At 64.9% G+C, this 15343-nt stretch carries 11 protein-coding genes; 3 read left to right on the forward strand and 8 right to left on the reverse strand.

Going from position 1 to position 15343, the window contains the following annotated elements; translation table 11 throughout:
- Nucleotides 1–67: 67 nt before the first annotated feature.
- Nucleotides 68–1354: a citrate synthase gene (locus M2339_RS04345; RefSeq protein ID WP_264570636.1), complete on the reverse strand. Its 1287-nt coding sequence runs from the start codon at nucleotides 1352–1354 to the stop codon at nucleotides 68–70.
- A gap of 18 nt (nucleotides 1355–1372) precedes the next feature.
- Nucleotides 1373–2830, reverse strand: a complete 1458-nt coding sequence (gene gltX, locus M2339_RS04350; RefSeq protein WP_264587373.1) for a glutamate--tRNA ligase — start codon at nucleotides 2828–2830, stop codon at nucleotides 1373–1375.
- Nucleotides 2831–2922: 92 nt separating this feature from the next.
- On the opposite strand from gltX, the gene M2339_RS04355 reads away from it, so the two are divergent.
- Complete coding sequence (locus M2339_RS04355) at nucleotides 2923–5016, forward strand: ComEC/Rec2 family competence protein (protein WP_264606163.1); 2094 nt, start codon at nucleotides 2923–2925, stop codon at nucleotides 5014–5016.
- A 24-nt stretch (nucleotides 5017–5040) separates the two neighbouring features.
- Here M2339_RS04355 and lexA read toward each other — a convergent pair whose 3' ends face one another.
- Nucleotides 5041–5745 (reverse strand): transcriptional repressor LexA, encoded by a 705-nt coding sequence (lexA, locus tag M2339_RS04360; protein WP_264587371.1) that lies wholly within the window; start codon nucleotides 5743–5745, stop codon nucleotides 5041–5043.
- 125 nt (nucleotides 5746–5870) lie between these two features.
- On the reverse strand, nucleotides 5871–6767 hold the full coding sequence (locus M2339_RS04365; protein WP_264587370.1) for a bestrophin family protein: 897 nt from the start codon (nucleotides 6765–6767) through the stop codon (nucleotides 5871–5873).
- Between the two features lie 193 nt (nucleotides 6768–6960).
- Here M2339_RS04365 and M2339_RS04370 point away from each other — a divergent pair, with 193 nt between their 5' ends.
- Entirely contained in the window at nucleotides 6961–7449 is a 489-nt protein-coding gene (locus M2339_RS04370; RefSeq protein ID WP_264587369.1) for a GFA family protein, read from the forward strand.
- Nucleotides 7450–8505: 1056 nt separating this feature from the next.
- On the opposite strand, the gene mfd is transcribed toward M2339_RS04370, so the two are convergent.
- Nucleotides 8506–11967: a transcription-repair coupling factor gene (gene mfd, locus M2339_RS04375; RefSeq protein WP_264606164.1), complete on the reverse strand. Its 3462-nt coding sequence runs from the start codon at nucleotides 11965–11967 to the stop codon at nucleotides 8506–8508.
- 189 nt (nucleotides 11968–12156) lie between these two features.
- Nucleotides 12157–12423: a succinate dehydrogenase assembly factor 2 gene (locus M2339_RS04380; RefSeq protein ID WP_264573056.1), complete on the reverse strand. Its 267-nt coding sequence runs from the start codon at nucleotides 12421–12423 to the stop codon at nucleotides 12157–12159.
- A 97-nt stretch (nucleotides 12424–12520) separates the two neighbouring features.
- Here M2339_RS04380 and recG point away from each other — a divergent pair, with 97 nt between their 5' ends.
- Entirely contained in the window at nucleotides 12521–14587 is a 2067-nt protein-coding gene (gene recG / locus M2339_RS04385; protein ID WP_264606165.1) for an ATP-dependent DNA helicase RecG, read from the forward strand.
- 3 nt (nucleotides 14588–14590) lie between these two features.
- Here the strand turns inward: recG and M2339_RS04390 are convergent, their stop codons facing one another.
- Both M2339_RS04390 and M2339_RS04395 read right to left on the reverse strand, forming a co-directional pair.
- On the reverse strand, nucleotides 14591–14947 hold the full coding sequence (locus M2339_RS04390) for a hypothetical protein (protein WP_264587366.1): 357 nt from the start codon (nucleotides 14945–14947) through the stop codon (nucleotides 14591–14593).
- A 31-nt stretch (nucleotides 14948–14978) separates the two neighbouring features.
- Nucleotides 14979–15305, reverse strand: a complete 327-nt coding sequence (locus M2339_RS04395) for a PilZ domain-containing protein (RefSeq protein ID WP_181559932.1) — start codon at nucleotides 15303–15305, stop codon at nucleotides 14979–14981.
- Nucleotides 15306–15343 lie beyond the last annotated feature (38 nt).

Below are 15343 nucleotides of genomic sequence, written 5' to 3' on the forward strand. Positions count from 1 at the left end.
GATCGGCAAGAAAAAAGGGGCGCTTCGGGCGCCCCTTTTTCTAATCCATGAATAAGCCAGCTGAGGCTCAGCGCTTGTCCATCGGGACATAATCGCGCTGCGTCGGGCCGGTGTAGAGCTGACGGGGACGGCCGATCTTCTGCTCTGGGTCCGAGATCATCTCGTTCCACTGCGCGACCCAGCCGACGGTGCGGGCGAGGGCGAAGAGCACCGTGAACATGTCCGTCGGGAAGCCGATCGCCGACAGGATCACGCCCGAGTAGAAGTCCACATTCGGGTAGAGCTTCTTCTCGATAAAATATTCGTCGTGCAGCGCGATCTGCTCCAGCTCGCGGGCGACGTCGAAGATGGGGTCGCTGACGCCAAGCTTGTCCAGCACTTCCTTGGCGGTCGCCTGCATCACCTTCGCGCGCGGATCGTAGTTCTTGTAGACCCGGTGGCCAAAGCCCATCAGGCGGAACGGATCGTCCTTGTTCTTGGCACGGGCGATGTAGGACGGGATGCGATCCACGGTGCCGATCTCGCGGAGCATGTTGAGCGCCGCTTCATTGGCGCCGCCATGCGCCGGACCCCACAGGCAGGCAATGCCCGCCGCAATGCACGCAAACGGATTGGCGCCCGAGGAACCGGCCAAGCGCACGGTCGAGGTCGAGGCATTCTGCTCATGATCGGCATGGAGGATGAAGATCTTGTCCATCGCCGCCTCGACGACGGGATCGACCACATATTCCTCGGCGGGCACCGAGAAGGTCATGCGCAGGAAGTTGCCGGTGTAGCTCAGGTCATTGCTCGGATAGACGAAGGGCTGACCGACCGAATATTTGTACGCCATCGCCGCGAGCGTCGGCATCTTGGCGATGAGACGGTGGCTCGCGATCATCCGCTGGTGCGGATCGGTGATGTCCGTGGAGTCGTGGTAGAAGGCGGACAGCGCGCCGACCACGCCGCACATGATCGCCATGGGGTGCGCATCGCGGCGGAAGCCGCGGAAGAAGGTGGAGAGCTGCTCGTGCACCATCGTGTGGCGCGTGATCGTCCGCTCGAACAGCTCGAACTCGTCCTTTGAGGGGAGCGAGCCGCGCAGCAGCAGATAGGCCACTTCCATGAAGCTCGACTGCTCGGCGAGTTGATCGATGGGATAGCCGCGGTGAAGGAGCACGCCCTCATCACCATCGATATAGGTCAGTGCCGAGTCGCAGCTCGCCGTCGAGGTGAAGCCGGGATCATATGTGAACATGCCCGTCTGGGCATAGAGCTTGCGAATGTCGATGACCTTGGGGCCGACGGAACCTTCCACGACCTTACATTCGAGATCCTTGCCCTCGACGGTCATTTTGACTGTGCTGTCGCTCATTCCTTCACCCCTTATTGCTCAAATTTGCGGCCCGGACCCGGAAGCCTGGAGGAGTCCGGCCTGATCCTGCAGGCGGCCCAAGGTTTCGTCCCGACCAAGATGGAGTAGCACGTCGAAAATACCGGGCGACGTCGTCCGTCCCGTTAAAGCAACGCGCAGTGGCTGTGCAATCTTTCCAAGGCCAAGGCCTGCCTCTTCCGCGATCGCGCGGATGGCCGCCTCAAGCGACTCAAGTGACCAATCTGGCAGCGCCCGCAGCTGCTCGACCACCGTGCCGAGCAGAGCTCGGGCATTCTCGTCGAGCAGCTTGGCGGCAGCCTCCTCGACCGCGAGCGGCCGTTTGGCAAACAGGAACGCGGCGCCGTCGGTCAGCTCCAGCAGCGTCTTGGCGCGGGGCTTGAGCGCGGGCATGATCGCCGCAAGCTGGTGCAGCCGGGCCTGGGCCGCGGCATCGTCGTCCAGCGGATCCATCCGCTCGGCGACGAGCAGAGCGAGGCGACCGTCATCGGCCTCGCGGATGTAATGGCCATTCAGATTTTCGAGCTTCTTGAGGTCGAATCGCGACGGCGAGCGACCCACGCCCGGCAGATCGAACCATTCGACGGCCTGCTCGCGGCTGATGATCTCATCATCGCCATGGCCCCAGCCGAGTCGCAGCAGATAGTTGTTCACCGCCTCGGGCAGCATGCCCAGCTCGTCACGATAGGCATCGACGCCCATGGCGCCATGCCGCTTGGATAACTTGGCGCCATCCTGCCCGTGAATCAGCGGGATGTGCGCATAGACCGGCTCGGGCCAGTCCATCGCGCGGATGATGCCGAGCTGGCGGAAGGCGTTGTTGAGATGGTCATCGCCACGGATCACATGAGTGACGCCCATGTCATGATCGTCCACGACGACGGCCAGCATATAGGTGGGCGTGCCGTCCGAGCGGAGCAGGATCATGTCGTCCAGCTCGGCATTCTGCACGACCACACGGCCCTGCACGGCATCTTCGATGACGGTTTCGCCCTCGCGGGCCGCCTTCAGGCGAATGACATAGGGGGCATCGCCGCCTTCGGCGGGATCGCGGTCGCGCCAGCGCCCGTCGTAGCGCATCGGCTGACGCGCGGCGCGTTGCTGCTCGCGCAGGGCTGCCAGCTCTTCGGGAGTCGCGAAGCATTTATAGGCATGGCCGGCGTCGAGCAGGGCGTTGGCGACCTCGGCATGGCGTGCCGCACGCGCGAACTGGAAGACCGGTTCGTCATCGCCTGCAAGACCCAGCCAGCTCAAGCCGTCGAAGATCGCCTCGATCGCGGATTCGGTTGAGCGGGCGCGGTCGGTATCCTCGACGCGCAGTAGGAACTTGCCGCCGTGGTGACGGGCGAAAAGATAGTTGAACAGCGCCGTGCGTGCGCCGCCAATGTGGAGATATCCCGTAGGCGAGGGGGCAAAGCGGGTGACGACCGTGCCTGTTTGTTTCCGTCCTTCTGCCACGCTATGCCTGCTTTTCCCTTATGTCGCGGGTGGGTTTCCTAGTGAACGAGAATGCCCCTAGCACGCCTTTTCCGGCTCGACAAATACCGTTGTTGCGCCGCAGCAGTGTCTGGTTGGGACGGCTTCATGCGCGAGCGGAATCGGTGCTGGAGGCCGAGCGGGCGCAACTGCCACTGTGGGTGCCGATCCTGCTGGGCGCCGGGATTATCGCTTGGTTCACCCTGCCTGCGCCGCCGCAGTGGATGGCGTGGATCGCCTTCTGGCTGGGCGCCGCCGCCGCGTTTGGCGCCGTGGGGCGCGGAGGACGCTTGCCTGCTGCGCTGGCCGTCGGCGCGGTGCTGCTGGCGGCGGGCTGTCTGCTGATCTGGGCTAAAGCGCTGCTCGTGGCGCAGCCACCGCTCGCACGCGCCGCGGTGGTGGAGATGGAGGCGCGCGTCCTCTCGGCGACGCCCCTGGCTGCACGGGGACTGGTGCGGCTGGAGGTCGCGCCGCTATCCCGGCCCGATCTGCCGGCGCGGGTCCGCATCAACGCGGCGCCCGATCAGATGGCAGAGGAGATTGCCGCAGGGGACCGCATTGCCGTCCGAGCGTGGCTAATGCCGCCTGCACCGGCTGCCCTGCCGGGCGCTTATGATTTTGCGCGGACGGCCTATTTTTCCGGCCTCGGCGCTACCGGGCGGGCAGTCGGCAAAGTGCAGCGCCTCGATGCGGCAACCGCTGGCGGGGATGCGCGCGCGACTCTCGCCCACCACATCGCCGCGCGGTTGCCGGGACCGGAAGGGACGATCGCGATCACGCTCGCCACGGGCAATCAGAACTGGATCAGTGAGGCGGATGCGGACGCGATGCGGCGCAGCGGGCTTGCCCATCTGCTCTCGATCAGTGGCTTGCACGTCTCCGCGCTGATCGGCGGCGTGATTCTCATCATGGTCAGTCTGCTTGCGCTTTCGCCGACCCTTGCGCTGCGCTGGCCGGTGCTGATGATCGCCGCCTGCGTGGGCGGCGCGGCGGGCATCGGCTACACTGTGTTCACCGGGGCGCAGGTGCCGACGATCCGCTCGTGCATTGCCGCTCTGCTGGTAATCGCGGGCATGGCTCTGGGCCGTGAGGCCATCGGGCTGCGCTTGATCGCGACCGGCGCGCTGATCGTGATGATCTTTTGGCCCGAGGCTGTCATCGGCCCCAGCTTCCAGATGAGCTTCGTTGCCGTGACCGCAATCGTGGCGCTTTACGAATATCCCCCCGCACGGCGGCTGTACGAGCGACGCGATGAGGGGCGGATAAAACGCTGGACCCGCAGCCTGGGTGCCTTGCTGGCGACCGGTTTGCTGGTGGAGCTGGTGCTGACGCCGATTGCCTTTGCCCATTTCCATCGCTCGGGCCTGCTTGGCGCTGCGGCCAATATGATCGCCATTCCGCTCACAAGTTTCGTGGTAATGCCCGCCGAGGTGCTCGCGCTGGTGCTCGATGCCGTCGGGCTGGGGGCGCCGGTCTGGTGGGTCGTCGGCGTGGCGCTCAAATTCCTGCTATGGATTGCGCATACTGTCGCCAGTCAGCCCTTTGCGACGCTGTCGCTGCCCGTCTCCAGCGGACTGGCCTTTGCGCTCGCCATGATCGGCCTCTTGTGGGTGATGCTCTGGCACACGGCGCTCCGCTGGTGGGGCTTGCCTCTGGCGGCGCTTGGGTTTTTCCTGACATTTCTGGCACCGTCCGCCGACGTGCTCGTCACCGCCGATGGTCATCATGTGGCCGTGCGTCTGGGCGACGGGCGCATGGCGCTGTTGCGGGACCGAAGCGGAGACTATGTTCGGACGACTTTGGCCGAGGCGAGCGCTTATGACGGCGAGTTTGCGTCTCTCGCGCAGGCGCCGGACACGCGATGCACGCGGGACATGTGCGCGATGACATTGCCGGGCCGTGCTGACCAGCCGCCGGTTCACCTGCTGATCAGTCGCTCGCGCCTGCTCGTTCCCTATCCCGAGCTGGTGGCCGCCTGCGCACAGGCTGATCTGGTGATCGCGGACCGGCGCCTCCCGCCCGGATGTGTGCCGCGCTGGGCGAAGCTGGATCGGCCAGCGCTGAGCGCTATGGGCGGCGCACTGATCCTGCTCGACAGTCGGGAGATCGTGCCGGGCCACGACCCGCGCGGCCGCCATCCCTGGATCGTGGGTACCGGCTCGCGCTAGAGCCGGCGCCCCATATCGCCCGTCTCAGTTATAGCGCCGCAATAGCCCCGCGAGCCGACCCTGAATGCGTACCTGCCGCGCCTCATAGGTTTGCGGCTCATGGTCGCGATTGGCGGGATCGAGCCGCACCTTGCGGCCGTCATGATGGAAATATTTGAGCGTCGCTTCATTCTCGTCGATGAGGGCAACGACGATCTGGCCGTCGCGCGCCGTCTCGGTCCGCTGGATCAGCGCGAAGTCACCGTCAAAAATCCCCGCTTCGATCATCGAGTCACCGGAGACTTCCAGCGCGTAATGATCGCCGGCGCCCAGCAATGCGGCCGGGACCGGCAGCATGGTGTCGCTCTCCATCGCCTCGATGGGAAGACCGGCAGCGATGCGCCCATGCAGCGGAATTTCGATCACGTCATTGGCGGCGATTGGGATGGTCCGCGCCGGCGCGGTGGTCGCCTTGCGCAGCGGGGTCACGTTGGTGGTCGCCGCCGGCTCTTCCGTCCGCTCCGCCACGGGCATACCATCGGGCAGTTTAAGGATTTCGAGCGCCCGCGCACGATTGGGCAGCCTGCGGATGAAGCCGCGCTCTTCCAGCGCGCTGATCAGCCGATGGATGCCGGACTTCGACTTGAGGTCCAGCGCCTCCTTCATCTCCTCGAAACTGGGCGAGACGCCACCCTGATCGAGATGCTGCTTGATGTAGCTGAGCAGTTGCTGTTGCTTGGCGGTCAACATGAGTGGTTCCCCAATATGGAACGGACGGAGAACGTTTAGGAAACGAATCGAGCCACGTCAACACGGATCGGCCAAATATCTCACGGTTTGGTGAGCTGCGTGTAGCCCCACGCACGGGCGAGCGATCAGGTCAGGATGTGCTGATCGGGCGCGATGGGTGCGGGGAGGTCGGTCGCGCCGAGGCGGGCGAGCATTTCGCGTTCGACCGTCCGTGTCATCGCATCGAGCGGCAGATCGTTAGGATCATAGCCGAACGGGTCTTCCAGCTGATCGCCCAAAGCATCCAGCCCGAAGAAGGTGTAGCTCGCCACCAGCACCGGAATGAGGGCCCACCAGCCCAGCGAACCAGCCAGGGCGAAGGGCAGCAACAGGCAGAAGACATAGGTCGTACGGTGGAGGATGAGCGAATAGGTGAACGGAACCGGCGTGCTGGCGATCCGTTCACAGGCCGCCTGCACATCGCTGAGCGCCTTGAGTTGGCCCTCGATGAGCGAGTGGTGGATGGGGTTGATCTGCCCGTCGGCTGCGAGGCGTAGGCAATGTGCGCCCATCTCATAAAGCACCGTGTCGGTCGGGTTCGGGGAGGTGCGCCATGGTCCATCGTTCACCCACCGGCCGATGGCGGCAGCCTCGTCGTGCTGACGCAGGCGGGCTGCAAGACCGTTGGTGAAGCCGCAGACGCCGCGGAGCAGCGGGGCGCGCTCCTCCTCAGGCAGCGAGGACGTGAGCCGTGCGAAGGAGCGGCTCGCGATGATCAGCGCACCCCACTGTTTGCGGCCCTCCCACCAGCGATCATAGCAGGCACTGTTGCGGAAGCTCATGAAGATAGAGAGCGACAGGCCGATCAGCGCGAATGGAATGCCGCTGATCTGCGCGAACAGCCCGGGCCAGGCGCGGGCCGCGAGAATGGCCGCGACACTGGCCACGGCGATGCCCGCCAGCCGATGCTGGATATGCGGCATGATCGTGCCGCGGTAGGCGAACAGCACTTCGAGCAAGCCAAGGCGGTTGCGAACGATCACGGGCGGACATCTCCTGCCAGGGCACGCGGCCACCGGACATGGGCCGGGCACCGGGCGCGCTCGCCATGCGGAGGATGCGCGCGCAGATCAAGGATTAAGTGGCCGCAAGGGGAAGCGCGCGATGGACGCTGAGGGAACCGGCGGGGAGGGCAGCGGTTCAGCTTGAGAGACGATCACAAGGGAGGACTGTGCCATGCCCCTCAAGCTCGAAGGTTCCTGTCGATGCGGCGCCGTGCGCTTTTCCGTCGACAGCCACGCGCCGGTGCCATTTCTGCGTTGCTATTGCTCGATCTGCCGCAAGACCGCCGGCGGTGGCGGCTATGCCATCAATCTCCACGCCGACAAGCGCACGCTCAAGGTGGAAGGCGAGACCGCCGTCTATCACGCTACGCTGGACGATGGCGAAGGCGGATGCCGCGTCAGCACCGGCGAGCGACACTTCTGCCCCGCCTGTGCGAGCGCGCTCTGGGTGTTCAGCCCGGAGTATCCCGACCTGCTCCACCCTTTCGCTTCCGCGATCGACAGCGATTTGCCCAAGCCGCCGTCGCTGGTGCACATGATGCTCGGATCAAAGGCGAATTGGGTCGAGCCGCAGATCGGGTCGGATGACCAGTGCTTCGACGGCTATCCAGACGAGGGGCTGGAAGACTGGCACCGGGCGCATGGGCTATGGATTGAGTAGGACGGTTCGGGCGGGACGCTTCCAGAGGCGGTCATCAGGCTGGGTTGACGGTGAGAACGTCAGCTATCCGGTGCGGCTTAAAAATACCTGCCTGTCCGGATACGGCGCCGTTGCGGACATTCACTTTGCGTAGAAATTCCGGTTCCGAGGGTCGCCCGCAGCAGGGAAATTGTTTTCTGGAATGCAACTCTGCACAGCCTTGCGATGGATTGCAGCCAACGCCCGACCATTCAGCTTGTATAACCTAACGCTCGTTCGATCCCCCGAAGGAAAAACATCCACTACGATATGCTGCGACCTGTTCCTGTACCGCAAAGCTTTAGCCGGTGAGGAGGGTGAACGGACATGGGCCAGTGCCAATCGACCACTGTAGTTCTTTCCCAAACAGAAGCTCAGGCTTTCGACATCGCTGCTGGTCGTTTGCTCAAAAGCCGGCGGTGCCCCTTCTAGTGATCGCTCAGTTGACAAGCTAAAAAGGCCCATCAACCATGCTTGCCCGATCCAAAGCGGTATCGCCACCAGCGCTACTATACCCATGCCAGTTCGTGCGGTTGGTGATAGGTCTGACCAGCGCTTCATCTTACACCGATTTTCCACGCATCGATTGAAATGGTCAATGTCTGCTTCCCACGCCCAAACTGGCCGCTCGTCTATCCTTCGTCACCGCTTCAAAGCGGCTACGGCTGTGGTCCGACCATGGTGTTGAATGCGGACTGATGAGGCGCGACGCCATTGTGGGCGCTCCCTCCGTTCGTCCTCAGTCGCTGCTGAGCTTGTCGAAGCGGCGTATCGAAGGGCCGGCCCGTGCACTGGGATGCTTCGAGACGGCCCTTCGATACGCGCCTGCTGCGCACCTCAGATCCTACTCAGCAGGAACGGTGAAGGTTGAAGAAGGCCGGTTGCCACAGCTTTTCGGAGGCGGGCAGTTTCTATCGATATGAGCCATGATGGCTCTTCAGGGCGATGGAAAGCTGACAATCCGGATTCTCTGCTTCCGACCCTACGGCGTCGTGCCAACACATACCCACATCGCGCGCTGTCGCGGTAATCCACCCCTCAACCAATACTCTTCGCCAACCCCTGGCTCAGCTTCAGCGCCCCATTCAGCCGTGCCTTGGGATCACCCCAGGCGCGCTGGATGACCAGCTTGCTGTCGGGCCGCAGCTTGGCGATGGCGCCGAGTTTCTGGACGTAGCCGATCAGGCCCGGGAGATTGCGGCACTGGTCGTTCTGGAAGCTCACCAGCGCGCCGCGCGGGCCGATGTCGATCTTGGCGATGCCCGCCTTGCGGCAATTGAGCTTCACGTCGATCAGCGTCAGCAGATTCTGGGTGGGGTCGGGCAGCGGGCCGAAGCGGTCGATCAACTCGGCGGCGAAGGCCTCGATGGCGCCCTTGTCCTCCAGCTCGTTGATGCGGCGGTAGAGGCCCATGCGCAGGTCGAGATCCGGCACATAATCCTCCGGGATCATGATCGGCGCCTCGACATTGATCTGCGGCGAGGATTTGTCCGGCGCGGGGGCGAGCGCGGCGCCGCCGGCCTTGGCTTCCATGATCGCCTCTTCCAGCATCGACTGGTAAAGCTCGAAGCCAACCTCCTTGATGTGGCCGCTCTGCTCGTCGCCGACGAGATTGCCCGCGCCGCGAATGTCGAGATCATGGCTGGCAAGCTGGAAGCCGGCGCCCAGCGTATCGAGATCGGACAGGACTTTCAGCCGCTTTTCGGCCGTCTCCGTCGTCAACCGGTCGGCCGGGGTCGTCATATAGGCATAGGCGCGCGTCTTGGATCGGCCCACGCGGCCGCGCAGCTGGTAGAGCTGGGCGAGGCCGAAACGGTCGGCGCGATGGATGATGATGGTGTTGGCGCTCGGAATATCGAGACCGGATTCCACGATGGTCGTCGAGAGCAGCACATCATATTTGCGCTCGTAGAAGTTCGACATGCGCTCCTCGACCTCGCTGGCCGACATCTGGCCATGGGCGGAAATGGCGCGCACTTCGGGCACCTTTTCGCGGAGAAAATCCTCCATGTCCGGCATGTCCGAAATGCGCGGCACGACGAAATAGGTCTGGCCGCCGCGATAATGCTCGCGCAGCAGCGCCTCGCGAAGCACCACGTCGTCCCAGGGCATGACATAGGTGCGCACGGCGAGGCGATCCACAGGCGGTGTCTGGATGACGGACAGTTCGCGCAGGCCGCTCATCGCCATTTGCAGGGTACGCGGAATCGGCGTTGCGGTGAGGGTGAGGACGTGGACGTCCGCCTTGAGCTGCTTGAGCCGCTCCTTGTGAACGACGCCAAAGCGCTGCTCCTCATCCACGATCACCAGCCCGAGCCGCTTGAACTCCAGCCCCTTGGTCAGCAGGGCATGGGTGCCGATCACGATGTCGATGGTGCCGTCGGCCAAGCCGTCCTTGGTCGCTTTGGTCTCGGTGGTTCCGACAAGGCGGGAGAGGCGCCCGACCTTGAGCGGGAAGCCGCGGAACCGCTCCTCGAAATTGAGGTGATGCTGGCGCGCAAGCAGGGTGGTCGGGCAGATGAGCGCGACCTGCGCCCCGGCCATCGCCGCAACGAAGGCAGCGCGCAGCGCGACCTCCGTCTTGCCGAAGCCCACGTCGCCGCAAACCAGCCGGTCCATCGGCTTGCCGGCGGCCAAATCGTCAAGCACATCGCTGATCGCGCGATCCTGATCTTCCGTTTCCTCATAGGGGAAGCGGTCGACGAAGGCGGGATAGCCGGCGCTCTCCGCCTCATAGGCAGTCGCAGCCCGCAGGGCCCGTTGCGCAGCAGTGGCAAGCAGCTCTCCGGCGATCTCCCGGATGCGCTCCTTCATCCGCGCCTTGCGGCGTTGCCAGGCCTCGCCGCCGAGCTTGTCCAGCGCGACCGCGTCCTCGCCCGAACCGTAGCGGGAGAGCACGTCGAGATTCTCGACTGGCACGTAGAGCTTGTCGCCGCCGGCATAAGCCAGCGCCACGCAATCATGTGGCGATTTGCCGACCGGGATCGAGGTCAGGCCCTCATAGCGCCCGATGCCATGATCGACATGGACGACGAGATCGCCAGGCGTGAGCGTGGCGAGTTCCGCCAGGAAGGCATCCGCGCTCTTGCGCCGCTTCTGACGCCGCACCAGACGATCGCCGAGCATGTCCTGCTCGGTCAGCACTTCCAATTCGGCATTGGCAAAGCCGTGATCGAGCGGCAGCACGGCCAGCGCGACGCGGCCGGTGGGGGCGCCGAGCGCTTCCTGCCAGCTATCGACCAGCGTAACGCCGCGCACGCCATGATCTTCAAGCAAGCCCTTCAGTCGCTCGCGCGCGCCGATGGAGTAGCTGGCGATGATGCGCTTGCGGCCCTTGCGCTGGCTTTGTTCCAGATGCTTGGCCACCGCCTCATAGACATTGCCGCCCTGCGCCCGCTCGGGTGCGAAGTCGCGGGCGCTGTCCACGCCGAAATCGAGCACATGGGCGCTCTCCGGCTCGTGGAAGCTGGAGGTGAAATGGATCGGCAGCGCCTCGATACTTTGCGCCCACTGATCGGCAGTCAGATAGAGCTGATCCGGCTGCAGCGGGCGATAGCTGCCCGGCGAGGCCGCCGCGGCGGTCGTGCGATTGGCGTGATAATCGCGGATCGCCTCGAAGCGGGCCTCGGCCGCGCCAGCAGTGCCGGCCTCGCGAATCCACAGCGTTCCCTCCGGCAGATGCTCGGCGAGCGGGACGAGCCGGTCCTCGAACAGCGGCAGCCAATGCTCCATGCCGGCTAGACGCCGCCCGTCGCTCACCGCCTGATACAGCGGATCGCCGGTGGCGGTCGCGCCGAACATCTCGCGGTAGCGGCTGCGGAAGCGCTTGATGCTCTCCTCATCGAGCAGCGCCTCGGAGGCGGGCAGGAGCATGAAGCCATCGACCGCACCGGTGGTGCGCTGGGTCGCGGGATCGAACCGACGCAGCGTCTCGATCTCGTCGCCGAAGAAGTCGAGCCTCAGCGGGCCGGGTTCGCCCGAGGGATAGAGATCGACGATGCCGCCGCGCACGGCATATTCGCCGGCGTCATGCACCGTATCGGTGCGGACATAGCCGTTGGACTGGAGCAGGCTGACCAACCGGTCGATGGCGATCCGCTCGCTCGGAGCCAGGCGGGCGACCATCTGGCGGATGCGGAAAGGCGTCAGCGTCTTCTGCGTGACCGCGTTGACGGTCGTGATGACCAGCTGCGGACCCTTGGGCTTGCCCTGCAAGGCGTGCAGGCCCGCCAGCCGCTCGGATGCGGCGCGCAGCGAAGGGGAAGCGCGGTCGTAAGGCAGGCAGTCCCAGGCGGGAATGCTCACCACTTCCAGCTCCGGCGCAAAATAGCGGACGGTCTGCGCAATCGCATCGGCCATCTGGCCGTCTGCGGCGATGAAGCAGGCTCGCTCCTTCGCCGCGCGAGCGAGGTCGGCGAGCAGCACGGGCAGGAAGCCCGCGGGCACGCCGGAGAGCGTGAGCGGGGCTTTGGCCGAGATGATGCGGGAAATGTCGGTCATTAGTGTGTTCGACTCTGCCTTCCGTTCGTGTCGAGCCCTTCGACTGCCCGCAGGGCGGGCGCTCAGGATAAACTTCAGCCAGAGGCTGAAGTCGAGACACGGGTAGCGCTTTGGGATTGGCGTTGGCCCGCTGGTTCTCGACTACGCTCGAACCGAACGGAGGTTGGGAGGGTCAAGAAAGGGGAGGGCTCACTTCGCAATCGGGACATAATCAAGCCTGCGCATCGCTTCCATCATCGCGCCTTCGTAACGCGCGGGGCAGGGAAGTGTGCCGATGGCCCAGGCCATGATGTCGACATCCTCTTCCTCGAGCAGCGCCTCGAACAGATCGGCCTGCGCCTGCGTGAAGCTCGCGGCGTGGGCATCGAAGAACCCGCCGATCATCAGATCCGCTTCCTTCGTGCCCCGGTGCCAGGCGCGGAATTTGAGGCGGCGCAGGCGGGTCTCGTCGATCATGTCCGGTCCTTTTCGCGCGGCGCTCGGGTGCGCGATTTATCATGATTGGCCGGCGGGCACTTTTCCGGCCCTCCAGCTTCGACTAGGGCAGATAGCGATGCGGCCCGATATTCTCAATCCGCTGTTCACGGAAAGCACGGCGCTTAAGGGCGTGGGAAGCGCTTCGGCCAAGCCGCTGGAGCGCCTCGGGCTGACGCGTGTGGTCGACCTTGCCTTCCATCTGCCGGTGAGCTGGATCGAGCGGCAACGCGTGCGGCGGCTTGCGGAAGCCGAGACGGGGCGGATGGTCGCGCTGGTGCTGACGGCGCAGGAGTATCGCGCCTCGGGCACGGCACGGGCGCCGTTCCGCATCCGCGCCGTGGATATGGCCGGCGACCCGGTGAGCATCGTCTATTTCGGCAAGAACAGCGGATGGCCGCGCAAGCTCTTCCCGCTCGGGGAGCCGCGTTTCGTCTCTGGTCGGCTCGATCAGTTCGGGGACGAGCTGCAGATCGTCCACCCCGATCATGTCGTGCCGTTGGAAGAGGCGGGGCAGATTGCCGATTGCGAGCCGGTCTATGGGCTTTCGGAAGGCATCACCAATGGCCGGCTGCGCGATCTGGTCGCGCAATCGGTCGAGCGCGGGCCAGTTCTGGATGAATGGATCGAGCCGGGCCTGCGCGCCCACAAGGGCTGGCCGAGCTGGCAGGAGGCGCTCAAGGCCACGCACGAGACGCCCGGCGCAAAGGCCGCGCGCGAGCGGCTGGCCTATGACGAGGTGTTCGCAAGCCAGCTTGCGCTGATGCTGTTGCGGGCCTCGACCCGCCGCCGACGCGGGCTTCCGCTGGCCGGAGACGGACATTTGCGCGACGCCTTGCGCCTGCCATTCGCCCCCACCGGTGCCCAGCGCCGTGCGTCTGCCGAGATCGAGGGGGACATGGCGCAGGCTGTGCCGATGCTCCGGCTGCTGCAAGGCGATGTCGGCTCGGGCAAGACGCTGGTGGCGCTGATGGCATTGCTCAATGCGGTGGAAGCCGGTGCGCAGGCAACCTTTCTGGCGCCGACGGAAATCCTCGCGCGCCAGCATTATGCCAGCCTCCAGACAATGCTGGCCGGCCTGCCGGTGAACGTTGCGATCCTCACCGGGCGGGACAAGGGCAAGGCGCGCGAATCGACGCTGATGGGGCTGGCCGATGGCAGCATTCACATCCTCGTGGGCACCCATGCGATTTTCCAGGAGGCCGTGACCTATCGCAATCTCGGCCTCGCGGTTATCGATGAGCAGCATCGCTTCGGCGTGTCGCAGCGGTTGATGCTGACGGCCAAGGCGGAACGGACGCCGCATCTGCTGGTGATGACGGCAACCCCGATCCCCCGCACGCTCTGTCTGGCGCAATATGGCGATATGGATGTCTCCCGGCTCGATGAGATGCCGCCGGGCCGCCAGAGCATCGACACGCGGGTCATCGGGGACGATCGGCTGGAGGATATCGTCTCCGCGCTCGGCCGCCATATCGCGGCGGGTCGGCAGGCTTACTGGGTGTGCCCGCTGGTGGAGCAGAGCGAGGATGGCGACGAGGCAGCGGCGGAAGCCCGCGCTGCGCTACTCAAGGCGCGGTTCGGCGCGGATGTCGTCGGCATGGTCCACGGGCAGATGCCCGGCCCGGAGAAGGATGCGGTCATGGAGGCCTTCTCGCGCGGGCAGCTCAAGCTGCTGGTGGCGACGACGGTGATTGAGGTGGGCGTGGACGTGCCCAATGCCACGCTGATGATCGTGGAAGCGGCGGAGCGCTTCGGCCTCGCGCAGTTGCACCAGTTGCGCGGGCGCGTGGGGCGCGGCGATCAGCGCAGCTTCTGCATGTTGCTGCACGGGAGTAATTTGTCCGAAACAGCGCGCTCGCGTCTCGCCCTGATGCGCGAGACCAATGATGGCTTCCGCATCGCAGAGGAAGATCTGAAATTGCGCGGGGCTGGCGAAATCCTCGGTACGCGCCAATCGGGCGAGCAGCGCTTTCGGCTGGCCAGCCCGGAACAGATCCAGTCTCTGCTGGATGCGGCGCATGACGATGCCCGGCTGCTCATGGACCGCGATGGCGGCCTGGCCTCCCCGCGCGGGCAGGCCGCGCGGCTGTGCCTTTATCTGTTCGAGCGCGATGCGGCGATCAGTCTGCTCGCCAGCGGCTGAGCGTCAGCCGTCGGTCTGTGGCCGGGTGATGCGTGCCAGAATATCGAGATAGGCCCGCGCATCGATAGGCTGGAGGAATTGCGCGCCAAAGCATCCCCGCAGGCTCCAGCGGATTTGCGCATCCTGCATGGTGATGAGCGGCAGGCGAAGGGCGACCGGCTCGCCGCGCTCGAAGCGTGCGAAACCGCAGCGGGCCTGAAATCCCCAGACCGAAAAGTCGATCAGCTCGACCTCGATGGGGTCCGCGCCGCGCGGCCGCGATACATGGGTCTGGAAGGAGATGGCATCGCGTGAAATGACGCGGCGCCGGCCGTGAATCAGCTCGGATCGGACGGCCCGGCTCCACGCTTCGTCGCCCATCGTTCAGGCTCCGGCGCGGCTGGCGTAATGGTCAGCGGCCGGGATGATCGGGGCCCTTCAGCCGCAGGAGCATGATGTCATACTCCTTGTCCGCGATCGCGGACTCGAATTCGACACCGAGGCGCGCACTATTCGCCCAGATCGCGCGCCCCCGCAACATACCGATCTGCGGCACATCGATGGTGAGGCTTTCGCCGATCGACACCAGTTGATCGCAGCGGATCATGCAGCCGCTCGGCGAAATGTTGATGAGCACGGCCGGCGATGGCGGGAGGGTGCCGCCCCAGATCTGCACGGGGCTTTCCACGGCGTCCCGTTCGTAGCGGCGCGGCTCGTCCATCGAGAAGGCAAACGTCATGGATCAGACTCCCAGTCGGAGTCTGATCCTGTCAGTCA

Source organism: Sphingobium sp. B2D3C (assembly GCF_025961835.1).
Classification (GTDB): domain Bacteria; phylum Pseudomonadota; class Alphaproteobacteria; order Sphingomonadales; family Sphingomonadaceae; genus Sphingobium.

What these genes read in the sequence shown, in the direction of transcription:
- M2339_RS04345 (WP_264570636.1), bottom strand. Translation starts at nt 1,354, where the DNA reads ATGAGCGACAGCACAGTCAAAATGACCGTCGAGGGCAAGGATCTCGAA.
- lexA (WP_264587371.1), bottom strand. Translation starts at nt 5,745, where the DNA reads ATGTTGACCGCCAAGCAACAGCAACTGCTCAGCTACATCAAGCAGCAT.
- M2339_RS04370 (WP_264587369.1), top strand. Translation starts at nt 6,961, where the DNA reads ATGCCCCTCAAGCTCGAAGGTTCCTGTCGATGCGGCGCCGTGCGCTTT.
- mfd (WP_264606164.1), bottom strand. Translation starts at nt 11,967, where the DNA reads ATGACCGACATTTCCCGCATCATCTCGGCCAAAGCCCCGCTCACGCTC.
- M2339_RS04380 (WP_264573056.1), bottom strand. Translation starts at nt 12,423, where the DNA reads ATGATCGACGAGACCCGCCTGCGCCGCCTCAAATTCCGCGCCTGGCAC.
- recG (WP_264606165.1), top strand. Translation starts at nt 12,521, where the DNA reads ATGCGGCCCGATATTCTCAATCCGCTGTTCACGGAAAGCACGGCGCTT.
- M2339_RS04390 (WP_264587366.1), bottom strand. Translation starts at nt 14,947, where the DNA reads ATGGGCGACGAAGCGTGGAGCCGGGCCGTCCGATCCGAGCTGATTCAC.
- M2339_RS04395 (WP_181559932.1), bottom strand. Translation starts at nt 15,305, where the DNA reads ATGACGTTTGCCTTCTCGATGGACGAGCCGCGCCGCTACGAACGGGAC.